Annotated in this window: 21 protein-coding genes; 16 read left to right on the top strand and 5 right to left on the bottom strand. The window is 66.0% G+C overall.

Going from position 1 to position 24,921, the window contains the following annotated elements; genetic code table 11:
- Positions 1–26 precede the first annotated feature (26 nt).
- Positions 27–527 carry a type II toxin-antitoxin system YhaV family toxin gene (locus RMO95_RS05240; protein ID WP_310449541.1) on the bottom strand — a complete coding sequence of 167 codons (501 nt, stop codon included), beginning with the start codon at positions 525–527 and terminating at the stop codon, positions 27–29.
- Positions 524–847, bottom strand: a complete 324-nt coding sequence (locus RMO95_RS05235) for a type II toxin-antitoxin system PrlF family antitoxin (RefSeq protein WP_310449540.1) — start codon at positions 845–847, stop codon at positions 524–526. The genes RMO95_RS05240 and RMO95_RS05235 overlap by 4 nt, the downstream gene beginning before the upstream one ends.
- Positions 848–1,080: 233 nt before the next feature.
- Between RMO95_RS05235 and RMO95_RS05230 the strand changes: the two genes are divergently transcribed.
- The 4 genes from RMO95_RS05230 to RMO95_RS05215 all read left to right on the top strand — a co-directional run bounded on the left by RMO95_RS05230 (position 1,081) and on the right by RMO95_RS05215 (position 5,846).
- Positions 1,081–2,133: a class 1 fructose-bisphosphatase gene (locus RMO95_RS05230; RefSeq protein ID WP_310449539.1), complete on the top strand. Its 1,053-nt coding sequence runs from the start codon at positions 1,081–1,083 to the stop codon at positions 2,131–2,133.
- Between the two features lie 65 nt (positions 2,134–2,198).
- Positions 2,199–4,106 (top strand): B12-binding domain-containing radical SAM protein, encoded by a 1,908-nt coding sequence (locus tag RMO95_RS05225; RefSeq protein WP_310449538.1) that lies wholly within the window; start codon positions 2,199–2,201, stop codon positions 4,104–4,106.
- Between the two features lies 1 nt (position 4,107).
- Positions 4,108–4,611: a YbaN family protein gene (locus RMO95_RS05220; RefSeq protein WP_310449537.1), complete on the top strand. Its 504-nt coding sequence runs from the start codon at positions 4,108–4,110 to the stop codon at positions 4,609–4,611.
- A 92-nt stretch (positions 4,612–4,703) separates the two neighbouring features.
- Positions 4,704–5,846, top strand: coding sequence for an ATP-binding protein (locus tag RMO95_RS05215; protein ID WP_310449536.1), 1,143 nt, complete (start codon positions 4,704–4,706; stop codon positions 5,844–5,846).
- 115 nt (positions 5,847–5,961) lie between these two features.
- Here RMO95_RS05215 and RMO95_RS05210 read toward each other — a convergent pair whose 3' ends face one another.
- Positions 5,962–8,241 (bottom strand): EAL domain-containing protein, encoded by a 2,280-nt coding sequence (locus RMO95_RS05210; RefSeq protein WP_310449535.1) that lies wholly within the window; start codon positions 8,239–8,241, stop codon positions 5,962–5,964.
- 305 nt (positions 8,242–8,546) lie between these two features.
- Between RMO95_RS05210 and fusA the strand changes: the two genes are divergently transcribed.
- Complete coding sequence (gene fusA / locus RMO95_RS05205; RefSeq protein ID WP_310449534.1) at positions 8,547–10,610, top strand: elongation factor G; 2,064 nt, start codon at positions 8,547–8,549, stop codon at positions 10,608–10,610.
- A 240-nt stretch (positions 10,611–10,850) separates the two neighbouring features.
- On the opposite strand, the gene RMO95_RS05200 is transcribed toward fusA, so the two are convergent.
- Complete coding sequence (locus tag RMO95_RS05200; RefSeq protein WP_310449533.1) at positions 10,851–12,248, bottom strand: heavy metal sensor histidine kinase; 1,398 nt, start codon at positions 12,246–12,248, stop codon at positions 10,851–10,853.
- Positions 12,245–12,925, bottom strand: coding sequence for a heavy metal response regulator transcription factor (locus tag RMO95_RS05195; RefSeq protein ID WP_310449532.1), 681 nt, complete (start codon positions 12,923–12,925; stop codon positions 12,245–12,247). Before RMO95_RS05195 ends, RMO95_RS05200 begins: the two co-directional genes overlap by 4 nt.
- A 148-nt stretch (positions 12,926–13,073) precedes the next feature.
- Between RMO95_RS05195 and RMO95_RS05190 the strand changes: the two genes are divergently transcribed.
- From RMO95_RS05190 to RMO95_RS05140, 11 genes are all read left to right on the top strand, one after another.
- Positions 13,074–13,508 carry a DUF411 domain-containing protein gene (locus tag RMO95_RS05190; protein WP_310449531.1) on the top strand — a complete coding sequence of 145 codons (435 nt, stop codon included), beginning with the start codon at positions 13,074–13,076 and terminating at the stop codon, positions 13,506–13,508.
- Between the two features lie 3 nt (positions 13,509–13,511).
- Positions 13,512–14,768 carry a TolC family protein gene (locus tag RMO95_RS05185; RefSeq protein ID WP_310449530.1) on the top strand — a complete coding sequence of 419 codons (1,257 nt, stop codon included), beginning with the start codon at positions 13,512–13,514 and terminating at the stop codon, positions 14,766–14,768.
- Complete coding sequence (locus RMO95_RS05180; protein ID WP_310449529.1) at positions 14,765–15,310, top strand: hypothetical protein; 546 nt, start codon at positions 14,765–14,767, stop codon at positions 15,308–15,310. Before RMO95_RS05185 ends, RMO95_RS05180 begins: the two co-directional genes overlap by 4 nt.
- Positions 15,311–15,322: 12 nt before the next feature.
- Positions 15,323–16,501: an efflux RND transporter periplasmic adaptor subunit gene (locus RMO95_RS05175; protein ID WP_310449528.1), complete on the top strand. Its 1,179-nt coding sequence runs from the start codon at positions 15,323–15,325 to the stop codon at positions 16,499–16,501.
- Positions 16,502–16,674: 173 nt separating this feature from the next.
- On the top strand, positions 16,675–19,779 hold the full coding sequence (locus tag RMO95_RS05170) for an efflux RND transporter permease subunit (protein WP_310449527.1): 3,105 nt from the start codon (positions 16,675–16,677) through the stop codon (positions 19,777–19,779).
- A 28-nt stretch (positions 19,780–19,807) separates the two neighbouring features.
- Positions 19,808–20,272: a hypothetical protein gene (locus RMO95_RS05165; protein WP_310449526.1), complete on the top strand. Its 465-nt coding sequence runs from the start codon at positions 19,808–19,810 to the stop codon at positions 20,270–20,272.
- Positions 20,273–20,453: 181 nt separating this feature from the next.
- Positions 20,454–20,960, top strand: coding sequence for a hypothetical protein (locus tag RMO95_RS05160; RefSeq protein WP_310449525.1), 507 nt, complete (start codon positions 20,454–20,456; stop codon positions 20,958–20,960).
- A 281-nt stretch (positions 20,961–21,241) separates the two neighbouring features.
- Positions 21,242–21,493, top strand: a complete 252-nt coding sequence (locus RMO95_RS05155) for a DUF2933 domain-containing protein (protein WP_409574927.1) — start codon at positions 21,242–21,244, stop codon at positions 21,491–21,493.
- Entirely contained in the window at positions 21,490–22,116 is a 627-nt protein-coding gene (locus RMO95_RS05150; protein WP_310449523.1) for an isoprenylcysteine carboxylmethyltransferase family protein, read from the top strand. Before RMO95_RS05155 ends, RMO95_RS05150 begins: the two co-directional genes overlap by 4 nt.
- Positions 22,110–22,589 (top strand): hypothetical protein, encoded by a 480-nt coding sequence (locus tag RMO95_RS05145; protein ID WP_310449522.1) that lies wholly within the window; start codon positions 22,110–22,112, stop codon positions 22,587–22,589. The genes RMO95_RS05150 and RMO95_RS05145 overlap by 7 nt, the downstream gene beginning before the upstream one ends.
- A complete protein-coding gene (locus RMO95_RS05140) occupies positions 22,586–24,889 on the top strand; it encodes a heavy metal translocating P-type ATPase (protein ID WP_310449521.1) in 2,304 nt (767 codons plus the stop codon). Before RMO95_RS05145 ends, RMO95_RS05140 begins: the two co-directional genes overlap by 4 nt.
- Positions 24,890–24,921 lie beyond the last annotated feature (32 nt).

Genomic DNA, 24,921 nt, shown 5'->3' with positions numbered 1-24,921 from the left:
TACATAGCGGAGGATTGTTTGAGCCGCTAATCTCCTACCTTGCTGATCGCAGCTAGGCGTTTCAATGACCCGCGTGCCTCCTTGAACAAGCTGTCCCAATCGTCGGGCGGGTTCCCGCCGTCGAGCATTTTGCGGAATACGCGATAGGCATCGTCGTCGCTCTGGTAGGCGCGCTTGCTGTCTTCGTCATTGACCCAGGCATAGACGATGACGCGCTGCGCGGCGTGGAAGCGGAAGAACAGGCGGTACTGCTGATAGAACTTGGCGCGGAACCAGTGCTTGCGATCATCGCCCAGGGTGCCGCCTTGCCGGTATTCCGGGCGCGCCGGGTTCTCGGGGATGACGTCGAGCGCCAGTTTGGTGGTCGCCGCCAGGCGCTTGCTGCTGTTCTTCTGCCGCCAGGTCTTTGGGTCTTTGGCTTTGAGGCCTTCCACCCTGGCGATCAGTGCTTGCACTTGATCGAGGAACAGGGGATGGGCAAACAGACTCCAGCCATTGACCACCAGCGGGGCGGGAGCCTGCGTCATTCGTCGGCGGGATCGAGTGCGGCATCGAGATCGACCGCGACGCCCTTGCTCAAGGCGCGCATGCGCTTGGCCAGCCCGGAATCGAGGGCGCTGACACGCTGCGGGTGGGTCTTGATGTCCTGCGCCAGAAAATCGAGAAAAGAGCCAAGCACGGGGTCGTCGCTCGCATCGGCACGCTGCAAAAGTACCGAGCCGTCGCTTTGCACCAGATAGCGGATACGGTCCCGTTTGCCCAGCTTGAGCACACGGCGCACGCCGTCGGGGACGGTTGTTTGATAGCGATCGGTGAGTGTGGATTCGAGTTCGATGGTGGCAGGCATGGCGTTATCCTTTGCACGGCTACGGCGGAACTGGGAAATGGTAATGCAAACGCATTACCATGTCAATCTGCGTGCTAAAAACCCGGACAACTAACGAACTTGAAACTGCCGTGGGGGCTGCGCTTGCTCCGCCCGGCTGCCGGGAGTATGGTGGTCCTTCCGCTCGATGCGGCCTGCATGGCCGCATGCGGGTGGGATTCGGGCGGGATTCGGCAACCACTGCGGGGGACGGCATGAGCATCGAGCGCATCACCCTGACCCAGTTCATCATCGAGGAGCAGCGCCGCATCAAGGGCGCCAGCGGCGACTTCTCGCTGCTGCTGAGCGACATCGTCACCGCCTGCAAGGTCATCAGCCACCTGGTTTCCCGCGGCGGACTCGATGCCGCCGACGAGGATCCGCGGCACTACCTGGAGCGCGCCGCCAGCGATGCCATCGTCAAATCGACGGTGTGGACCGGGCGCCTGGCCGGCCTCGCCTCGAAATCCAACGACGCCATGACGCCGATTCCGGCTCGCTATCCGCGCGGCAATTACCTGCTGGTCTTCGATCCGCTCAACGGTTCGGGCAACCTCGACATCAATTTCATGTCCGGCACGATTTTCTCGGTGCTGCGCGCGCCCGCCGGCACGCAGAAAGTGACCGATGCCGATTTCTTCCAGCCGGGCAGCCGCATGGTCGCCGCCGGCTTCATGCTCTATGGCGCCTCGACGCGGCTGGTGCTGACCACCGGCAACGGCGTCAATGTCTTCATGCTCGATCGCGAGATCGGCGAGTTCGTCCTCACGCATCCGCGCGTGGAGATTCCGGACAATGCCGCGACCTTCGCCATCAACGCCTCCAACGAGCGCTTCTGGGAGCCGCCGGTGCGGCGCTACGTCAAGGAATGCCTGGCCGGCAAGACCGGGCCGCGCGCCCGCGATTTCGGCATGCGCTGGGTCGCCTCGCTGATCGCCGAAGCCTATCGCGTGCTGGTCAGGGGCGGCGTCTTCCTCTATCCGGTGGACGACAAGACGCGCGACCAGGGCGGCCGCCTGTGGCTGCTGCACCAGGCCAGCCCGATCGCCTTCATCATGGAACAGGCCGGCGGCGGCGCGATCACCGGGCGCGGTCGCCTGCTCGACGTCGAGCCCACCGATCTGCACCAGCGCACGCCCTTGATCTTTGGCTCCAAGAGCGAGGTCGAACTGATCCACGGCTACCACCAGGACTACATTGAGGGCCGCGACAACGACAACTACGACTTGCCGCTGTTCGGCAACCGTTCGCTGTTCCGCAACGAATAGGCCTTCCTGCCCGGGGCCGGACGGTCCGCGGCCTGCGGAGCGTGCCGAGGCACTATCATTGCGCCATGTCCGTATCGCCCGCCCCGTCCCTGCGTGTCCTCTGCGTCATCCCGCCGATGACGCAACTCAACACGCCCTATCCCTCGACCGCCTACCTGACCGGTTTCCTGCGCTCGCGCGGCGTCAACGCGGTGCAGGAGGATCTTGCCCTGGCGCTGGTGCTGCACCTGTTTTCGCGCGAGGGGCTGCTGGCCGTCCGCACCTGCATCGCGGACCTGCCCAGGCAGCAACGCACGCCGCGGGTGCAGGCCTTCGAGCGCGAATTCGAGCGCTATCTCGCCACCGTCGAGCCCGCGGTGGCCTTCCTGCAGGGGCGCGATCCCTCGATCGGGCATCGCATCGCCGGCCGCCATTTCCTGCCCGAGGGGCCGCGCTTCGCGCCGCTCGACGCCTATGTCGACGACGAAGGCGGCGATCCGCTGGCCTGGGCCTTCGGCGCGCTGGGCGTGACCGACCGCGCGCGGCACTTCGCCACTCTCTACCTCGACGACCTTGCCGACGTGCTGCGCGAGGCGGTCGATGCGCGCTTCGAGTTCGTGCGCTACGCCGAATCCCTGGCGCAGAGCCAGGCCTCGTTCAATCCGCTGGCGCAGGCGCTGGCTGCGCCGGAAAACCTGGTCGACCGCAGCCTGCGCGAACTGACGCTGGGCGCCCTGGCGCGCCACGCGCCGCAAGTGGTGCTGGTGTCGACGCCGTTTCCCGGCAACGTCTATGGCGCCTTCCGCATCGCCCAGGCGATCAAGGCGCACGACGCCACCATCGTCACCGTGCTCGGCGGCGGCTTCGTCAATACCGAATTGCGCGAACTGGCCGAACCGCGCGTGTTCGATTATTTCGATTACGTCACGCTCGACGACGGCGAGCGCCCGCTGCTGGCCCTGCTCGAACACCTGCAGGGCGCACGCCCGCGGGAGAAACTGGTGCGCAGCTTCCTGCGTGTCGACGGCGCCGTGCGCTACGTCGATGCCGGCGAGCCCGACATTCCCTTCGCCGAGGTCGGCACGCCGACCTGGGACGGCCTGCCGCTGGACCGCTACCTGTCGCTGCTGGACATGCTGAATCCAATGCACCGATTGTGGTCCGATGCGCGCTGGAACAAGCTGACCGTCGCCCACGGCTGCTACTGGAAGAAGTGCAGCTTTTGCGATGTCTCGCTCGACTACATCTCGCGCTATGACGCCGTCGCCGCCGCGACCCTGGTCGACCGCATCGAAACCATCATCGCCGAGACCGGGCAGACCGGTTTTCATTTCGTCGACGAGGCGGCGCCGCCCAAGGTTCTCGGCGCACTGGCCGCCGAATTGCAGAAACGCAACCGGGCGATCTCCTGGTGGGGCAACATCCGCTTCGAGAAATCCTTCACGCCGGAACTCTGCAACCGTCTTGCCGACAGCGGCTGCATAGCGGTTTCCGGCGGACTCGAAGTGGCCTCCGACCGCCTGTTGAAACTCATGCAGAAGGGCGTCTCGGTCGAGCAGGTGGCGCGCGTCACGCAGGCCTTTACCGATGCCGGCATCCTGGTCCATGCCTACCTGATGTACGGCTTCCCGACGCAGACCGTGCAGGACACCGTCGATGCCCTCGAATACGTGCGCCAGCTGTTCGCTGCGGGCTGCATCCAGTCCGGTTTCTTCCACCGCTTCGCCTGCACCGTGCATTCCCCGGTCGGCCAGCATCCCGAACAGTTCGGCGTCAGGCTCAAACCGCTGCCGAAGGTCAGTTTCGCCAAGAACGACGTCGGCTTCGTCGATCCCACCGGCGTCGACCACGACGCGCTGGGCGTCGCGCTGAACAAGGCGCTGTACAACTACATGCACGGACTGGGCCTCGACCAGGACGTGCGCAGCTGGTTCTCCGGCCGCGTGCCGAAGACCACGGTGCCGCGCCACTTCATTGCACGCGCTCTCGGCTGACATGGACCAGGACGAGCCGCCCTACGTGATCGCCTGCCCCCGAAGGGGAATCCCAGGCGTTGACGGCCCGCGAAGCGGAAATCCCGTCACGCAACGCGAGAGCCAAGAGTCGGAACTGCATCCCTCGCTGGTGGTGCGCGTGGTGTTGCTGACCCTCGGCAGCATCGCCCTGCTGCTCGGCATCATCGGCATCTTCCTGCCCGGCCTGCCGACTACGCCCTTTGTCCTGGTCGCCGCCGCCTGCTACGCGCGGGCCTCGGAAAGCTTCTATCGGCGCCTGATCGAAAATCCCACCGTCGGCCCGCTGATCGTCGAATGGCGACGGCATCACAGCATTCCGTTCCGCATCAAGGTGGTCGCCATCACGCTGATGAGCCTGACCATCTGCGTTTCGATCTGGAGCTTTTCCGGCAAGCCCTGGCTGCAGGGGCTGCTGGCCTTCATCGGGGTTGCCACGGCCATCGTGCTCTGGCGCATTCCCTCGCGCGACCGGCCGGCGCGATAGCGGTCCGCGCGGCGTGGCGCCGGCGCTGACTTTTATCCTCGATAATGGAAGAAAGTCTTGACTATTTTCCAGTCGTGTAGAAAATGGTCGGCATGGAACGTGCCCTTGCTCCCTACATCCGCGCCGACCTGGCCCGCAAGATGGTGTTTCTGTCCGGTCCGCGCCAGGCCGGGAAAACCACGCTGGCGCACGCGCTCGCGGCGGAACTGCCCTTCGCCCAGGTACTGAACTGGGATGTCGCCGGCGACCGCCGGGTCATCCTCGATCGTAGCTGGTCGCCGGACGCCGCGCTGGTGGTGCTCGACGAGCTGCACAAGATGGTCGACTGGAAGCCCTGGCTCAAGGGCGTCTTCGATGGTCGGCCCGCAGGCCAGGCCCTGCTGGTCACCGGCAGCGCGCGCCTCGATGCTTTCCGCCAGTCCGGCGAGTCGCTGGCCGGCCGCTATTTTTCATGGCGCCTGCATCCGATCAGCGTTGCCGAGTGGGTCGCGGTATCGGCCGCGACGCCCGAGCAGGCCTTGGCACGGCTGCTCGAACGCGGCGGCTTTCCCGAACCCTTCCTGGCCGAAAGCCCGGCCGACGCGGAACGCTGGCGGCGTCTCTACATCGAGGGCGCCGTCCGCGACGACATCCTCGAGTTTTCGCGTATCGGCGAGATTCGCGCCATGCGCGTGTTCATCGACATGCTGCGCGCCCGCGTCGGCTCGCCGCTGTCGCTGGCTTCGCTGGCGCGCGATCTGCAAGTCTCGCCGACGACGCTCGGCAAATATCTGGAAATTCTCGAAGCCTTGCACATCGTGTTTACGGTCCGCCCCTTCCACCGCAACATAGCCCGCGCGCTGCTCAAGGAACCCAAGGTGTATTTTTTCGATACCGGTCTGGTCGAGTCGGGCGCCGGGGGCGAGGGCGCGCGCTTCGAAAACGCCTGCGCCGCCATGCTGTTGCGGCATGCCCATTTCCTCCAGGATTCCGCAGGGCGCGACGTCACGCTGCATTACGTGCGCGACAAGGAAGGGCGGGAAATCGATTTTGCGTTGTGCGAAAAAGGCGAGCCCGTCGGCTTCGCCGAGTGCAAATGGGCCGAGCCGAATGTCCCCCCCTACCTGGCGGCGATCGCCGAGCGTTTTCCCGGCGCCGGCGCCGCCTTGCTGGTACGTCATCTGCGACAGCCCGAGCAGCGCGGCCGGGTGGCGGTGGAACGTGCCGCAGACTGGCTGGCGCGCCTGGCGGCCTGAGAGCTTGTGAATAAATCTACTGCGCGCGCCGGATCGAGGTTTGCGCGGCGCATTGGGCAACCCCGGCTATCCTCCATATAGCAACATAAGCAAGGGTTTGCGACGGCGGCAGCCCTTACGCCCGGCGGACCAGTTCCCCGAACGCCTCCGTCGGCAGGGGGTGGGCGAAAAGATAGCCTTGATAGGCGTGGCAGCCGGAATTGGCCAGAAGTTCGCGCTGTGCCTCGGTTTCCACTCCCTCGGCAATCACCGAAAGCCCGAGGCTCTGCGCGAGGGCGACGATGGTGCGCGCGATGGCGACATCATTCGGATCGGTCAGGATGTCGCGAACGAAGGACTGGTCGATCTTCAGTTGGTCCAGCGGCAGGCGCTTCAGATAGGACAGCGACGAATAGCCGGTGCCGAAATCATCCAGCGAGAAACTGACGCCGAGTGCTTTGAGATCGTTCATTTTGGCGATGATGTCTTCGATATCTTCCAGCAGCGTACTTTCGGTGAGCTCCAGCTTCAGTTTCCGCGGATCGGCCCCCGAATCTGCCAGTATGTCTCGGGCCTGCGTCACGAAATCCGGCTGGCGGAACTGGCGGGCGCTGACATTGACGGCCAGGGTGAGATGCGCCGTTGCCGGCTGCCGGGCCCATGCCACCAGTTGATTGCAAGCGGTCGTCAGTACCCAATCGCCAAGCGGAAGGATCAGTCCGGTCTCCTCCGCCAGCGGGATGAACTCGGCGGGAGAGACCATCCCGCGCTGGGGATGCTGCCAGCGCACCAGGGCTTCCGCCCCCGTCACGCGTCCGCTGCCGTCAACCTGTGCCTGGAAGTGGAGCAGCAGTTGACCCTGCGCAAGTCCCTGGCGCAGATCGGCTTCCAAAGCGAGGCGGGCGCCCACCACTGCCTGCATCTCCGGGTCGAAGAAGCGCAGCGTGTTGCGGCCGGCATCCTTGGCCTGGTACATGGCGACGTCGGCCCGTTTCATCAGATCGTCGATGGTGGTTTGATCGTCGGCAAACAGCGCGATGCCGATACTGGGTGTGCTGCCACAGTGATGACCGGCCAGATCGTAGGGTTGACCGAGCGTGGCGAGTATCTTTTCGGCAACGCTTTTGGTATGGGCCGCCGCTTCATACAAATCTTCGTTCAAGTCCTCCAGGACGACGACAAACTCGTCGCCGCCGAGGCGGGCGACCGTGTCGCCTTCGCGGACGCAAGCGGTCAGTCGTTTGGCGACTTTTTTCAGCAACTTGTCGCCGACATCATGGCCGAGGGTGTCGTTCAATGTCTTGAAATTGTCGAGGTCGATGAACAGCAGCGCGACCTTCCTGCCGCTGCGGGTGCTTGACACCAACGCTTGTTGCAATCGGTCATGCAGCAGTCGCCGATTGGGTAGATGGGTGAGGGAATCATAGAACGCCAATCGCCGAATTTCTTCCTCTGCCGCCTTGCGCTCAGTGATGTCCTGCGAAACGCCGACGGCGCGCAGCGGTGTGCCATCCGGCGCGAACTCGACTTCGGCCCGCAGCCGGACCCAGCGGATTGTCTTGCCGACCAGGATTCGGTGCTCATAGTCCAAGGCGGCCCCGTCGAGTGCTGCCCGCCAGGCCGCCGCCGCCGCGTCTCGATCTTCCGTGTGAGTTCGCACCAGGTAAGTGTCATAACTGCCGGTGGTACCCTCAGGTACGTCGAAGACGCGGCAGGCCTCGGTGGACAAGTGCATGGTGTCGGTGACGAGGTCATAGACCCAGCTGCCGACCTTGGCGACGGCTTGCGCCCGGTGCAGGTCTGCCCGGCTCGCGTCCATTTCCATCGTGCGTTGGGCGAGCTCGCTGCTGACCACGCGCAGCTCGTCGAGCTGGTCTGTATAAGCGCGTACGAAAGTGGCTGCCAGGGTTGCCGACAGGACGAGAACGATGGCATGTACAACTCCGCGCAGCGCGGGGAAAATGGGCGGAGGGCTTGGCAGGAAGCCGGAGGATTCGGCGAGGACGAAGCTGACGATCGCTATCACGCAAACTGCAGCCACGGCAAACGCCGCGCGAGAACTGATCACCAAACCGACCAGGATAACGATCATGGGGTAGGCGACGATTACGGGTGCACCTACGCCACCGTTGAAGGCAGCTATTCCAGTTACGGCCATCCACGAGCCAATCAGCAAAACAATGACGGCGGTCCGAATCCTTCCGCGCAAAAGGAAGGACCATCCCGCCATTGCGACCAGAACCAACACGATTGGGCCGATGGCGCGCGTCGGGTGGCCGGGTGCGACGATGTACAGTGCCAGCAACGCTGCGAACGAACCGGCCAGCATTGCGTAGATGGCGAACTTGAGACAAGCCAGCGAAGGCTCCCAAGAGATCTGGCTATTGATTGCGTCACCGGAGTTCGATGGCGACATTGACGAGTTCGTCGAACAAGTTTCGCTGTCAGGATGCGTCGGGTGAGGGAACGCCCCGACGTTTTCCCGGCACCCAACGGTTTCACTCATCTGACAATACCCCCTGATATCGACCAAGCGGTCTATCGATCGATTATCGGGGCAAAGCCGTCGAGCGGCAATCGGCCAGCCCGGTCTTTACACCACCGATTGCCAAATGGTGGCGACATTGCGTTTTCCAGTTCTGTGCCGGGCTCGTTGCAACGTACTCCAGCGACGCCGCGGAGTAGAATTTCCCGCAAAACATACGACAGGGAGTCCGCATCATGGCCAATTACAGCACCGAATCCATCCGCGCCCTTGCCCTCGTCGGTCACGGCGGCGCCGGCAAGACCACGCTGGCCGAAGCCCTGCTGTTCAAGGCCGGCGCGATCACCGCGAAGGGCAGCGTGGAGAAGGGCAGCAGCGTCTGCGACTTCGATGCGCAGGAAAAGACCGCCGGCCATTCGCTCAATTCGGCCATGGTGAATTTCGCCGCCGAGGGCGTGCACATCCACCTGATCGACACTCCGGGCTATCCGGACTTTGCCGGGCAGGCAGTCGCCGCGCTGGCCGGCGTCGAAACCGCGGTCGTGGTGATCAACGCCCAGACCGGCATCGAACTCGCCACCGAGCGCATGATGCGGGCGGCCCAGGCGCGGGGCCTGGCGCGCATGATCGTGATCAACAAGATCGACGCCGACAATGTCGACCTGCCCGCGCTGGTGAACCAGATTCGCGAGCGCTTCGGCAAGGAGTGCCTGCTGCTCGACCTGCCCGCGCAGGGCCGCCAGGACGTGGTCGAGGTGTTGGAGCACGACGGCGGACGGGGTGACGTAACAAGCGACTTCGATTCCATCGCCCACGCCCATCGCGAACTGATCGACCAACTGGTCGAAGAGGACGAGTCGCTGCTGGCGCGCTATCTGGAGGAAGGCAAGGACCCCGCTGCGCGGGAACTCCATGCGCCCTTCGAGAAGGCTTTGCGCGAAGGCCACCTGGTTCCCATTTTGTTCACCTCGGCGCGCACCGGCGCCGGCATCGGCGAACTGCTGCACGTGCTGGCCTCGCTGGCGCCGAATCCGGCCGAAGGCAATCCGCCGCCGTTCTACAAGGGCGAGCCGGGGCATGGGGCGGAAGCTTTCCATGCCGTTCCGGATGCATCGCAGCACGTGCTGGCCCACGTCTTCAAGATCATCGCCGATCCCTACATGGGCAAGGTCGGGATATTCCGAGTGCATCAAGGTACGGTGAGGAAGGACAGCCAGCTCTTCGTCGGCGACGGCAAGAAGCCGTTCAAGGTCGGCCACCTCTACCAGTTGCAGGGCAAGGACTACGTCGAGGTCGACAGCCTGCTGCCGGGCGACATCGGCGCCATCGCCAAGGTCGAGGAAATCGACTTCGACGCGGTGCTGCACGATTCGCACGACGAGGACCACATCCACCTCAAGCCGCTGGAGTTCCCCAAGCCGATGCAGGGCCTCGCCGTCGAGACCAGGCGCAAGAACGACGAGCAGCGCCTGTTCGATATCCTGCACAAGCTGGAACTCGAAGACCCCTGTTTCGAAGTCGAGCGCCACCCGACCACGCACGAGACCGTGATCCGCGGCCTCGGCGAAATGCATTTGCGCTACAAGCTGGAAAAGATGGCGACCCAGTTCAAGCTCGAACTCGACACCAAGTTGCCGCTGATTCCCTATCGCGAAACGGTCACGGCGAATGCCGATGGCCATTGCCGGCACAAGAAACAGTCGGGCGGCGCCGGGCAGTTCGGCGAGGTCTATCTGAAGATCGAGCCGCTGGAGCGCGGTGCCGGCTTCGAGTTCGTCGATCGCGTCAAGGGCGGCGTGATTCCCGGCGTGTTCATGACCTCGGTCGAGAAAGGCGTGCGCCAGGCGCTGACCGATGGCGTGATCGCCGGATTCCCGGCGCAGGATATCCGTGTCATCGTCTATGACGGCAAGACCCATGCGGTGGACGGCAAGGATGTTGCCTTCGTCACCGCCGGACGCAAGGCTACGGTGGAGGCGATTCGTGCCGCCAGTCCGATCGTGCTGGAGCCCATCGTCACCATCGAAATCGTCGCGCCCGAGGCCGCGATCGGCGACCTCACCGGCGACCTGTCGAGCCGGCGCGGCCACATCACCGGCACCAGCCCGCGTCCCGGCAATACCGCCTCGATCACCGGCGAAGTGCCGCTGGCCGAGATTACCGACTATGCCTCACGCCTGAAGTCGATGACCGGCGGCCAGGGCGCCTACAGCATCGAGTTCGCCCGCCACGCGCAAGTGCCGCCGCAAGTGCAACAGAAACTCGCGGCCAGCTTCAAGCTGAAGGACGAGGACGAGTGAACGCTGGCGCGGCGCTTGCGAATTGATCCCAGCCTGGTGGGGCAGCCGGGCGAACTGTAGGGCGGGCTTCAGCCCGCCATCCACCCCTGGCCGACTGAAGTCGGCCCTACAGCGCCATCCACCCCTGGCCGACTGAAGTCGGCCCTACGAAACCATCCACACTGGCCGACTTGAGCCGGCCCTATGAACCCGCCTCAAGAGTTGGCGCTGGCGGTACGGCGCCGCGCGTTACGGCCGGCTTCAGCGGGCCAGGCGGATTTCGAAACTGACGCCGTCGGCGGTGGAGCGCACCGATATCTCTCCGCCGTGGGCCTGGACGATCGAGCGCGTGATGGCGAGGCCGAGGCCGGCGCCTTCGTTACTGCGATGGCGTGAGGGGTCGGCACGGTAGAAGCGGTCGAAAATACGTGACATGTGTTCCGGCGCGATCGGCTCGCCGCTGTTTTCGATGGCGAGCGTGGTGCCGCTGCCGCTCGCCTCGATGCGGACGCGGATGCGGCCGCCGGCCGGCGTATGGCGTATGGCATTGGAGATCAGGTTGGCCAGCGCGCGACGCAGCATGAGCTTGTCGCCGGAGACCTGGCCGCTGCCGGTCAATGAAAGTTGCAGCGATTTTTCCTCCGCCAGCGCATCGAAGAAATCGAACAACTCGCGCACTTCGTGCGCCAGGTCCACCGGCTCGCGGCTGGGCACCACCAGGCCGTTGTCGGCCTGCGCCAGGAACAGCATGTCGCCCACCATGCGCGCCAGGCGTTCGTATTCCTCGGCATTGGAGGCCAGCACCTCGCGATACTCCTCGGGGCTGCGGGCGCGGGTCAGCGCAACCTGGGTTTCGGTCATCAGGTTGCTGATCGGCGTGCGCAGTTCATGCGCCAGGTCGGAGGAAAAATCCTTGAGCCGCGCGAACGAATCCTCCAGCCGGGCCAGCATGTCGTTCAGGGTTTGCGCCAGCTCGGCCAGTTCGTCCGGCACCGCATCGACTGCCAGGCGGTAGTCGAGCCGGCTGGCGGTGACGCCGGCCGCGCCCTGGCGGATCGCCTGCAGCGGCGCCAGGCCGCGCCTGACCGCGGCCCAGCCGAGCAGGCCGGCCAATGCCGCGGCAACCGCGACGAACAGCCACAGGGTGCGGCGGAAGGAGGCCATGAAGTGCTCGTGGTGCGTAATGTCGACCGCCACCGCGACCAGCACCGGCGGTTCGCCCGGAATGCCGGTCGGCAGCAGCGCGGAAACGCCGCGCCGGGGCTGCTCACCGGACTGGTGCGCCTCGTGCCAGACCTGCGGCTGCGGCGGGTCGCGAACCGCATTGCGCGCCAGCAGCGCGGGCGGAAAGCCGGCGCCCGGGGTGGCGAACAGGGTTTGGTCTGTGGCACTGCGTACCACGATGGCCAGATCGTGATGGCCGACCAGCGCATCGTCGAGTTGCGCCGGCAAGGCATCGAGATCGGCGCGGGTTTGCACTTTTTCCAGCAGGTGACCGGCCAGATGCAGCTTGCCGGTCATCAGGTCCATGTCCTGTTCGACGAAGTGCTGCTCGACCGTCTTGCCGATCACCAGTCCCAGCGCCAGCAGCACCGCGGTCGAGGCGCTGGCGAACAGCAGGGTCAGGCGCCAGGTGATCGATTTGCCGCGGTGCTTCATCCGGCGTCGTCTTCCAGCACGTAACCCATGCCGCGCACGGTGCGTATGAGTTTCGGCTCGAAGCCGTCGTCCATCTTGGCGCGCAAGCGGCGCACCGCCACTTCGATGACGTTGGTATCGGAATCGAAATTCATGTCCCAGATCTGCGAGGCAATCAGCGAGCGCGGCAGCACTTCACCGCGACGCCGCAGCAGCAGTTCGAGCAGGGCGAATTCCTTGGCCGTCAGGTCGATGCGCTGGCCGGCTCGCGTGACGCGGCGGCGCAGCAGGTCGAGTTCCAGGTCGGCGACGCGCAGCTGCTCCGCCTCCTTGCTGCGGCTGCCGCGGCGCAGCAGGGTGCGCACCCGGGCCAGCAGTTCGGCGAAGGCGAAGGGCTTCACCAGGTAGTCGTCGGCGCCCAGTTCGAGGCCCTTGACGCGGTCTTCGACCTGGTCGCGCGCGGTGAGGAACAGCACCGGCAGCTCGCGCCCGGCGCGGCGCATGCCGGCCAGCAGCTGCCAGCCATCGAGCCGGGGCAGCATCACGTCGAGTATCGCCAGGTCGTAGTCGCCGGTCTCGCCCAGATGCAGGCCGTCGATGCCGTCGCGCGCCAGATCGACGACGAAGCCGGCTTCGACCAGCCCCTGTTTGAGGTAGTCGCCGGTTTTCGGCTCGTCTTCGACCACCAGGATTTTCATTTCATGCTCCGCTCATGTCCATGCCAGGATTGTGCGCTTGGCGAAACGGCGCCCGCCGAAGATTACAGAAATGTAATCGCGGCGTCAGCTTGCGGTGGGGAAGGGGTTAGCAGAATGCGTCCAACCCTCTGCAAAAGGAATCCCTGCCATGAAACCGCTACGTATCGCCCTCACCCTCGCAATGCTCTCGGCCTCAGCCGCATTTGCCCAGGGCGCGCCCAAGGTCGAAGTCTTCAAGAGCCCAAGCTGCGGCTGCTGCGGTGGATGGGTCGAACACATGCGCCAGAACGGGTTCCAGGTGACGACCCATGACGTCGCCGACGTTCCCGCGGAACGCAAGAAGCTCGGCATGCCCGAGCGCCTGGGTTCCTGCCACAGCGCGAAAGTCGCCGGCTATGTGATCGAAGGCCATGTGCCGGCCGCCGACATCCGCCGCCTGCTCAAGGAAAAGCCCAAGGCGATCGGTCTGGCTGTACCCGGCATGGTGCCCGGTTCGCCCGGCATGGAAGCCCCCAAGCCCATGCCCTACGCTACGCTGCTGGTGGCCGGCGACGGCACGACCCGCGTCTTTGCCAGCCACTGAACCATGAAGCTGACCGCATTTCGCCGGCAGTTGCTGATCTGCGCCGCCGGCCTGGGCATCGCGCTGCCGGCTTACGCTGCGGATGCCGCGGACGCTGCGCCCGCGCGCTCCGGCCTGGCCCAGGCGCTGGAGCAGGCCTGGCGCCTGCATCCCCAGGCCGCCGCGCTGCAAGGCCGCGAGGCCGAAGCCCGCGCGGCGCAGGACGTCGCCGCCGGCCTGACGCCGGAGCCGGGTTCGCTCAGCATCGGCAGTCGCAGCGACCGGCTCTATCGCAACCGGGGCATGCAGGAATATGAAGTCGAACTGGCGGCGCCCTTGTGGCTGCCGGGGCAGAAGGCGGCGCGCGAAGCCGAGGCGGCCAGCCGCGTCGATGCTATCACCGCCAGGCGCGCGGCATTGCGCGCCGAGCTGGCCGGCGAGCTGCGCGACGCCTGGTGGACTCTGGCGGCAGCGCGCAATGCCAAGCTTCTGGCCGCCCGCCGGCTCGATACCGCGCGCGCACTGGAAGCCGACGTGAGCCGCCGCTACAAGGTCGGTGAGTTGTCGCGGATCGACGCCAACCTGGCGCAGAGCGAAGTCCACGCGGCCGGCGCCGAACTGATCGAAACCGAGGCGACGCTGCTGCAGGCGGATCAGGCCTTGCGCACGCTGACCGGCACGGCCGCACCGCAGGACATGGCCGAGGAAGCGCCGAAGCGATTGGCTCAAGCCGGCGCCCTGGCGACTCCCGAAGCCCATCCCCTGCTCGCGGCGGCCGCCGCGGCGGCGCGCAGCGCCCGCGCCCGGGTCACGGTGGCCGACGAATCGCGCCGCGCCGCGCCGGAGCTGGCATTGCGCATGGTGCGCGAGCGCGGTGATTTCGCCGAGCCCTACGCCAATACGGTGGGCATACAGCTGAAGATTCCGTTCTCCTCCTCGGCGCAGGTACGCCGCGAAGGCTCGGCGGCGCAGGCCGAAGCCGACCAGGCCGACGCCGAAATGCTGCGCGCCCAGACCCGCGTGCGGCTCGAAACGGAGCGCGCCCAGCGCGCCCTGGATGCCGCAGAGCGCCAGCTGGCCATGGCGCAGGAGCGTTTGGCGCTCTCTGCTGAGAATCTGCGCCTGAGCGAAAAGGCTTTTTCGCTCGGCGAGTCCGACCTGGCGACGCTGCTGCGCATCCGCGCCGCCGCCTTCGACGCCGAAGCCTTTCTCGACCGCCAGCGCGTTGCCCGCGCGGCGGCCATATCGCGATTGAATCAAGCCCTGGGAGTATTGCCGTGAGACGTGTTTTTGCCGTTGCGCTATCCACCGCCGCGCTTGCCGCCACGTTCGCCGCCGGGTCTGCAGCCTATGCCCACGGCGATGAGGATCATGGCGCGGCACCGCCGCCCGTCACCCAGAGCATGGCGCCGCGCGCGGTAGCCGCCACCGAAGAATTCGAGGTGGTCGCCGTGCTCGAGGACAAGCACCTGGTGGTGTATGTCGACCGCCGTGCCAGCAACGAGCCGGTCGCCGGCGCCAAGGTGGAAATCGAGGGCGGCGGGCTGCAGGGCGTCGCCGCCGAGTCCGCGCCCGGCACCTACCTGTTGAATCTCGCGGCGGCCTTGCCGCCGGCCAAGCATGGCCTGACCATCAGCATCGAGGCCGGCGACGCCGCCGACCTGCTGACCGCCACGCTGGACACGTCATCGGCTGCGCCCGCTGCGGCGCACGCGCATTACTGGAGCGAGTGGATCGTCTGGGGCCTTGCCGCACTGCTGCTGCTTGTCAGCGGCGCATTGCTGGCCGCGCGGCGCCGCAAGCATAAAACCAAAGGACTATAGAAAATGCGGAAAATGCGAAATACATTTGTGCGGCCCCTGGTCGCCACGACCAGACTGGCCCTGGTCGCCGCGACCAGCCTGACCCTCCTCGCCGGCGGCGCGTTGGCCCACGGCGACGAGGATCACAGCCAGGACGCCAAGAAGGCCGCGCCGGCCGCGCCGGCCGCCGCGACGCCGGGAGCGGCGAGCGCGCCGGCCGCGCTGCAGCGGCTGGCCGACGGCAGCCTGTTCGTGCCCAAATCGGTGCAGCGCCAGCTCGGGCTGCGCACCCAGCCGGCGCACATCGGCGATCTGGCGGCGACGGTCGAGCTCAACGGCAGGGTCATTCCCGATCCGAACACCAGCGGTCGCGTCCAGGCTACGTTTTCCGGCAGCGTCATGCCGGGCCCCAAGGGCATGCCGACGCAGGGACGCAAAGTTCAGAAGGGCGAAGTGCTGGCCTGGCTGCGTCCGGTCGCCGGCGCCATCGAGCGCGGCAACCAGAAGGCGCAACTGGCCGAACTGGAGGCCCAGCTGGCGATCGCCGACGGGCGCGTCAAGCGCTTCGAGCAACTCGAAGGCGCGGTGCCGCAAAAGGAAATCGAAATGGCTCGCATCGAGCACGGGGCGCTGCAAAAGCGCCGCGCCTTCGTCGCCGCCAGCATCGACTCCGCCGAGCCGCTGCTGGCCCCGGCGACCGGCGTGATCAGCGCCTCCCACCACCTGGTGGCCGGCCAGATCGTCGATGCCAGGGAGGTGCTGTTCGAGATCGTCGACCCCGAGCGCCTGGCGGTCGAGGCGCTGGCCTACGATGCCGGCATCGGCGCGACCCTGATCTCGGCCAGCGCCCTGGCCGAGCAGACCGCGCTGGAGCTCAAGTTCGTCGGCGCCGGCCGGCAACTGCGCGAGCAGGCGCTGCCCTTGCTGTTCCGCATCGTCTCGGCCAACTCCATGGTGGCCGTTGGCCAACCGGTCAAGGTGATCGTGCGCACGGCGCATGAACTCAAGGGCGCCGCGGTGCCGCGCGCGGCGCTGACGAAAGTTGGCGCTGGCGAGACGGCGCTGTGGGTGCACACGGAGGCCGAGCGCTTTGTCGTGCGTCGGGTGCGCCATCAGGCGCTGGATGCCGCCAACGTTGCGATTGCCGAAGGCCTGCACGAGGGCGACCGCGTGGTCGTCGAAGGCGCCGGCCTGCTGTCGCAGGTGAGATGACACTCATGGCTTCGATCAAGCGCCGCGCACCATGAAATATTGCACCTTCGATGGGGCCCAAGCTGGCAAATGGGCCCGCCCCTCCCATCCTCCCCTCACGGGGAGGCTACTGATCGGCTCGCTGCGCTCGAACCTTACACAGCGCGCTTGGCAACTTATTCCACGTTAAAACCATGTTCGATTTCATCATCCACACCGCGCTCAAACAGCGCCTGATCGTCCTTGGCCTCTCGCTGCTGTTGATCATCTACGGCGCGATCACGCTGCGGCAGATGCCGGTCGATGTCTTCCCCGACCTCAACAAGCCGACCGTGACGCTGATGACCGAGGCCGGCGGCATGGCGCCGGAGGAGGTCGAGCAACTGGTGAGCTTCCCGGTCGAATCCAGCATGAACGGCATGCCGGGCGTGACGCGCGTGCGTTCCGTTTCGGGCATCGGCCTGTCCATCGTCTATGTCGAGTTCGAGTGGGGCACCGACATCTACCGCAACCGGCAGCAGATCGCCGAGCGCCTGAATCTGGTGCGCGAGCAATTGCCGCCGGGCATCGTGCCGCAACTGGGGCCGATCTCCTCGATCATGGGCGAGATCCTGCTGATCGCGATTCCAGCGGATCCGGCCAAGGTCAGCCCGATGGCGGTACGCGAGTATGCCGATTGGGTCATGCGGCCGCGCCTGTTGACCATCCCCGGCGTCGCCCAGGTGATTCCGATCGGCGGCGAAGTGCGCCAGTACCGCGTCGAGATCAAGCCCGCGCAGCTGCAGGCGCTCGGCATCGAGCGCGAAAAGCTGGAAGCCGCGCTGAAGGATTTCGGCGCCAACACCAGCGGCGGCTTTCTCGAAGCCCAGGGCCGCGAATGGCTGATTCGCCAGATCGGCCGCAGCTCGCGCATCGAGGATTTGCAGAACCTGGTGGTGGAGGTCAAGAACGGCCAACCGATCCTGCTCAAGCAATTGGCCGACGTGAAACTGGCGCCGGCCATCAAGCGCGGCGACGGCAGCTACAAGGGCAAGCCGGCGGTGATCCTGTCGGTGCAGAAGCAGCCGTCGGCCGACAGCGTGACCCTGACCCGCGAGGTGGAAAAGGCCATCGCCGAACTCGGCAAGAGCCTGCCCCAGGGCATCGAGGCGCCGTCCTTCCTGTTCAAGCAGGCCGACTTCATCGAGCACTCGGTGAACAACGTCGAGGAAGCCCTGCGCGACGGCGCGATCCTGGTCGCGGTGATCCTCTTCCTGTTCCTGCTCAATGTGCGCACCACGATCATTTCGCTGATGGCGATTCCGGTATCGCTGCTGGCGACGGCGCTGGTGTTCCATTACTTCGGCCTGTCGATCAACACCATGACCCTGGGCGGCCTGGCGATCGCCATCGGCGAACTGGTGGATGACGCCGTGGTCGGCGTCGAGAACGTCTTGCGCCGGCTCAAGCTGAATCGTGCGATGGCCACGCCGCGCCCGGTGGCCGAGGTGATCGCCGCCGCGACCCTGGAAGTGCGCTCGGCCATCGTCTATGCCACGGTGATCATCGTGCTGGTGTTCGTGCCGCTGTTCGTCCTGCCCGGCATCGAGGGGCGCTTGTTCACTCCGCTGGGCATCGCCTACATCGTGTCGATTCTGGCCAGCATGATCGTCTCGGTGACGCTGACGCCGGTGATGGCCTATTACCTGCTGCCGCACATGAAACAGCTGCATGCCGGCGACAGCCCGCTGGTGATCCGCCTCAAGCGCTGGGATGCGCATCTGCTGCACTGGTCCTTCAATCGCGCGCGCGCGCTGCTGGCCGGCGCGCTGGTGCTGGTGCTGATCGTCGCGGCCAGCGTGCCCTTCTTCCCGCGCTCCTTCCTGCCGCCCTTCAACGAAGGCACGCTGACGGTCAATGTGCTGCTCAATCCCGGCACCTCGCTGGCGGAATCCAACCGCATCGGCACCCTGGCCGAGCAGCAAGTCGCCCAGGTGCCCGAGGTGACCAAGGTCGGCCGCCGCACCGGTCGCGCCGAGCTCGACGAACATGCCGAAGGCGTGCATTACACCGAGATGGACGTCGACCTGAAGGCATCCGCGCGCAGCCGCGAGCAGATCATCGCCGACATCCGGCAACGCCTGGCCAGCCTGCCGGCAGCCTCCAACGTCGGCCAGCCGATTTCGCATCGCCTCGACCACCTGCTGTCCGGCGTGCGCGCCCAGATCGCGCTGAAAATCTACGGCGACGATCTCGACACGCTGCGCGGCCTGGCCGCCGAGATGCGCGAGCGCCTGGCGAAAATTCCCGGCGTCACCGATCTGCAGATCGAGAAACAGGTGCTGATCCCGCAGGTCAAGATCCGCCTCGACTACGAGCAGGCCGCGCGCTACGGCGTCGCCCCCGGCAACCTGCTGCGCAGCCTGGAGCAGATGATCGAGGGCGAGCAGATCACCCAGGTCATCGAAGGCAACCGGCGCTTCGACCTGCTGGTGCGCCTGCCGGAAAGCGCGCGCAGCCCGCAGGCGCTGGCCGATCTGCTGATCGAAACGCCGGGCGGCCATGTGCCCTTGTCGCGCATCGCCAGCGTCGAGGAAAGCGACGGCCCGAATCAGGTCAGCCGCGAAAACTCGCGCCGCCGTATCGTGCTTTCGGCCAACACCGACGGCCGCGACATGTCGCAGGTGATCGCCGACGTGCGTGCCGAACTCGCCGCCAAGCCCTTGCCGGAAGGCTACTTCACCGCGCTGGAAGGCCAGTTCCAGGCGCAGGAGCAGGCGGCGCGGCTGATCACGCTGCTCGCCGCCGTATCGCTGACCATGATCTTCATGGTGCTCTACAGTCGCTACCGTTCGATGGCGCTGACCCTGATCATCATGGGGAATATTCCGCTGGCGCTGGTCGGCAGCGTGATCGCGCTGTGGATTTCCGGACAGCCGCTGTCGGTCGCCGCGCTGGTCGGCTTCATCACCCTGACCGGCATCGCGACGCGCAACGGCATCCTCAAGATCAGCCACTACATCAACCTCTGCGCCTTCGAGAATGAAAGCTTCGGCCAGCACATGATCGTGCGCGGCTCGCTGGAACGCCTGACGCCGGTGCTGATGACCGCGCTGGTGGCTGCCTTCGCCTTGATGCCGCTGCTGCTCTCGGCCGACGCACCGGGCAAGGAAGTGCTGCATCCGGTGGCGGTGGTGATCTTCGGCGGCTTGATCAGCTCGACCCTGCTCGATACCCTGCTGACGCCGCTGATGTTCTGGCTCTGGGGCAGGCCCGCCCTGGAGCGGCTGCTCGCCGCCAAAGAGAATGAAAGTTTCTAAACCTGTTCCCATGACCAAGGAGTTTCCCATGAAGCAATCCCTGATTTCCTTCGCCGCCGGCGCCCTGATGCTGGCGGCCTCGACCGCGTTCGCCCACAGCGACGAGGTTCTTGATACCCAGAAGGCGCCCAACGGCGGCCAGCAGCGTATGGCCGGCGCCTATCACTTCGAACTGTTGGTGGCGAAGGACAGCAAGGAAGCCCGAGACAACCCGGTGGTGGTGTATGTCACCGACCATGCCAACGCCAAGATTCCAACAGTTGGCGCTGGCGGCACGGCGACCATCCTCGCCGGCAAGCAGAAAGCCAGCGTCAAGCTGGTTCCCGACGGCGACAATCGCCTCAAGGGCGTCGGCAAGTATGCGTCGGCGCCGGACATGAAGGTGGTGGTCGCCGTCACCCTGGCCGGCAAGCCCGCCGAGCAGGCGCGCTTCACGCCATTGGCGGCACCGCTGGCCGTGGCGACCGACGGGCATACCGGCCACAAGCACTGAGCGGCCGAGGCGGGGCTGTGGTTCGGATTCATGCCTTTCCGAAGCTCACCGGCCGGCAGCCGAATTACCGAAATGTAATCGACTCGTCATGGTCCTGACGGCAGTCGCGGCGCAGACTGGGAACCGTGGACGCCGGTTGGATAGGCAGCATTTCCCCTCTGATCACTTAAGGAGAATCATCATGAAAAAACTCGTCACCACAGCCATTGCGGCCGCACTCGCATTTTCCGCGCCGGTCTTCGCCGACGACGCGCACCATCCGGAAAAGGCCGCGGACGCCAAGAGCGCGCCGGCCCCGCTGGCGCCGCAGATCAAGAAAATGCAGGACAACGTGAAGAAGCTGCAGCCGCAGCTCGACCGTATCGCCAAGGCCAAGACCGACGCCGAGCGGCAGAAGGCCATGGCCGAGCACATGCAGACCATGCAGGAAAACATGGCCATGGCGCGCGGCATGCAGGCCGGGATGATGATGGACTGTCCCATGATGCAAGGCGGCATGATGGGCAAGGGCGGCATGGGCATGATGGGCAAGGGCGGCATGATGGGCGGCGGCCAGGGCATGGCGGGCGCCGATGACATGATGGCCAAGCGCATGGAAATGATGGAAAAGCGCATGGACATGATGCAAATGATGATGCAAGGCCGCATGGGCATGCCCGAGGGCGTCCCCGCCAAACCGGCCAATTGAATCCGTTGCGGAGGAGTGCAAATGAAGCGCCCCATCGACGAACGAAGCCACAAGGCCCCTGTCGGCCTGCCTGGTAGGGGAGCGTGATGCGGGCCTGGCTGGAAAAGCAGTGCTTGGCATTTCGCGCCTGGATGCGGACGAACCGGAAGGCGCATGCCAGGGCGCATGACCAGGCATGCTGCTCGTCCCCGCCGCCGGGTGCAGGCCACCATGACGGGAGAGGAAGTTGAACGTGCCGGTCAGGCTCGGAATCAGTAGCGCAAGGGAGCTCCGACAAAAATATGAACAACAATCATCATGAACATTCGCCGATGGCGGGAAGATCGAAGATCGCCTGGATCGTCTTCGCGGCGATTGCCGCCTTCTATCTCCTGAGCGAACATCGCGCCCATCTGCTGGGGGCGCTGCCCTTCCTGCTGCTGCTGGCCTGCCCGCTGATGCATTTGTTCATGCACGGCGGTCACGGTGGTCACGGCCACGGAGGCGGCGACGGGCCGGCGGACAAGGGGGCGGACAAGGGGGCGGACAAATGAACGGCAACGCTTCGGCCTACGGCCTGTGGACCCTGGTGCTGCTCAATTCGGCGGTGTTCATCATTTTCGCTTTCAGCTTCTACAAGCCGAAGAGTTCGCGCGACTGGCGCAGTTTCGGCATGTATTCCGCCTTCATCGTCGCGCTGTTCACCGAGATGTACGGTTTCCCGCTGACGCTTTACCTGTTGTCGGGCTGGCTGTCGCAGCGTTTTCCGGAGGTCGATTTCCTCTCCCACGATGCCGGCCACCTGCTCGAAGTCATGTTCGGCTGGCGCGCCAATCCGCACTTCGGCCCCTTCCACCTGCTAAGCACGGCCTTCATCTTCGGCGGCTTCTGGCTGCTGGCATCCGCCTGGAACGTGCTCTACCAGGCGCAGCGCGCGCATCGCCTGGCAGCTAGCGGCCCCTATGCACGCATCCGCCATCCGCAGTACCTGGCCTTCGTCCTCATCATGTTCGGTTTCCTGCTGCAGTGGCCGACCTTGCTCACCGTCGTCATGTTTCCCATTCTGGTGATCGTTTATGCGCGCCTCGCGCGCCGCGAGGAAGCGGAGGTGGAGGCCGAATTCGGCACGGACTACGCCGCGTATCGCGCGCGGACGCCGGCGTTCTGGCCATGGTGACGGACACTGAACAGCGTCACGCATCCGCTGCGCCGCGACGCCGCGGCGTGATGGACTGGCCCGAGACCAACGTGGTCTTGTTCGCCTTCTTGCTCAATCTGCCCTGGGAAATGTGGCAGATCCCCTTGTTCACGGGCACCTCGTCGCTTGCCCACTGGGACGGAGTCGTCATGTGCACACGCGCTACGGTGGGCGATGCGGTGATCGCCTTGTGCGCCTTCTGGCTGGTCGCAACGGTATGCACCCGCGACTGGATCCGGCGGCCCTCCGGTATCAGCCTGGGGGCCTTTGTCGCCGCCGGCCTCGTCGCCACGATCGCGCTGGAGTATTGGGCCACCCGGATCGGTGGACGCTGGGAGTATGCCGAAGCAATGCCCCGGCTGCCGCTGCTGGGTACCGGGCTGGCGCCGTTGCTGCAATGGCTGCTGCTGCCGCCCCTCGTCGTATGGCTGGTAAGGAGGCAAATCCGATGAAAGCGGACGGAACCATGATCGACCCGGTGTGCGGCATGACGGTCAAGCCCGATTCGGCGCACCGCTTCGACTACGAAGGACGGCACTACCGTTTTTGCAGCGCGAAGTGTCTTGCCAAATTCCAGGCCGATCCGCCGCGCTATCTGGTCCCGCCGGCACCGGCCGCCGCTGCCGAGCCGGCCGAGTCAGTCGAGTCGGCAGCGGCCCGCGAATACACCTGCCCGATGCACCCCGAGGTGCGCCAGCCCGGCCCCGGTACCTGCCCCAAGTGCGGCATGGCGCTGGAGCCGGTGCTGCCCGAGCTGGAGCAGGACGAGGACAACACCGAGTACCGCGACTTCCATCGCCGCTTCTGGGCCAGCCTGCCGCTGACCGTCAGCGTCGTGCTCCTGGCGATGGCCGGGCATCGGCTGGACTGGCTCGATCCCGCGCTGCGCGGTTGGGGCGAACTGCTGCTCAGCATGCCGATCGTGCTCTGGGCCGGTTGGCCCTTCTTCGTCCGCGGCTGGCAGTCATTGCTCAATCGCAGCCCGAACATGTGGACCCTGATCAGCCTCGGCACCGGTGCGGCATTCGTCTACAGCGTGGCCGCGATCCTGGCGCCCGGCTGGTTTCCGATCTCGTTCATGGCCCATGGCCGCATCGGGGTGTATTTCGAGGCGGCGGCGGTCATCATCTCGCTGACCCTGCTGGGGCAGATGCTGGAACTTCGCGCCCGCTCGCAGACCACTGCGGCGATCAAGTCCCTGCTCGGCCTCGCGCCGAAAACCGCGCGCCGCATCAATCCCGACGGCAGCGAGGAAGACGTGCCGCTGGCCCATGTGCACGTCGGCGACGCGCTGCGCGTGCGCCCCGGCGAGAAGGTGCCGGTGGATGGCGCGGTGACGGAAGGCGGCAGTGCGGTCGACGAATCCATGCTCACCGGCGAACCGCTGCCGGTGACCAAGCGTCCCGGCGACAAGGTGATCGGCGCCACGATGAACACCTCGGGCAGCCTGGTGATCCGCGCCGAAAAGGTCGGCGCCCAGACCGTATTGGCGCAGATCGTGCAGATGGTGGCCCAGGCGCAGCGCTCGAAGGCGCCGCTGCAGCGCATGGCTGACGTCGTCGCCGGCTATTTTGTGGTGGTCGTGGTCGGCATCGCCTTGCTGAGTTTCTTCGCCTGGGGCCTTCTCGGCGGCCAACAGGGCTGGGTCTTCGGGCTGATCAACGGCGTCTCCGTGCTGATCATCGCCTGCCCCTGCGCGCTGGGCCTGGCCACGCCGATGTCGGTCATGGTCGCGACCGGCAAGGGCGCCACCAGCGGCATCCTGTTTCGCGATGCCGCCGCGATCGAACGCCTGCGCGAGGTCGATACGCTGATCGTGGACAAGACCGGCACCCTGACCGAAGGCCGCCCGGCCTTCGAACGCGCCGTGGCGGTGGCAGGCGGTAGCGAGGACGAGGTGCTGCGCCTCGCCGCGAGCCTCGACCAGGGCAGCGAGCACCCGCTGGCCGAAGCCATCGTGCGCGCCGCGCGCGAGCGCGGACTGGTCCTCGACAAGGCGGAACAGTTCGAGTCGGCGAGCGGCATCGGCGTGCACGGCACGGTCGGCGGCCGCCACCTGGCGCTGGGCAATGCGGCGCTGATGGCCGATGCCGGCGTCGATGTGAGCGACATGGTGGTCGCGGCCGAGGCGCTGCGCCTGGAAGGCGCCAGCGTCATGCATCTGGCTGTTGACGGGCGGCTGCTGGGCCTGCTGGCCGTCGCCGACCCGATCAAGGCGAGCACCGCCGAGGCGCTGGCGAGCCTGCGCCAGGCCGGCCTGCGCGTCATCATGGCCACCGGTGACGGCCTGACCACCGCGCAGGCGGTCGGCAAGCGGCTGGGCATCGAGGAAGTGCATGGCGAAGTCAAGCCGGCCGACAAGCTGGCCCTGGTCGAGCAACTGCAGCGCGAAGGACGCATCGTGGCCATGGTCGGCGACGGCATCAACGATGCGCCGGCCTTGGCCCGGGCCGAGGTCGGCATCGCCATGGGCACCGGCACCGACGTCGCCATGAACAGCGCCCAGGTGACGCTGGTCAAGGGCGATCTGCGCGGCATCGCCCGCGCCCGCCAATTGTCGGCCGCGACGGTGGCCAACATGCGGCAGAACCTGGCGTTCGCCTTTCTCTACAACGCCCTCGGCGTGCCGATCGCCGCCGGCATCCTGTATCCGGCTTTCGGTCTACTGCTCTCGCCGATCATCGCGGCCGCGGCGATGAGCCTCTCGTCGCTCAGCGTGGTCGGCAACGCCTTGCGCCTGCGCGGCGCCTGACGGAAACGGATTTCGTCGGCGATGGGCTTTAT

This window comes from Sulfuritalea sp. (assembly GCF_031426875.1).
Lineage (GTDB): Bacteria > Pseudomonadota > Gammaproteobacteria > Burkholderiales > Rhodocyclaceae > Sulfuritalea.
The sequence above is the reverse complement of the archived record's forward strand: the minus strand, read 5'-3'. Positions and strand labels throughout refer to the sequence as shown.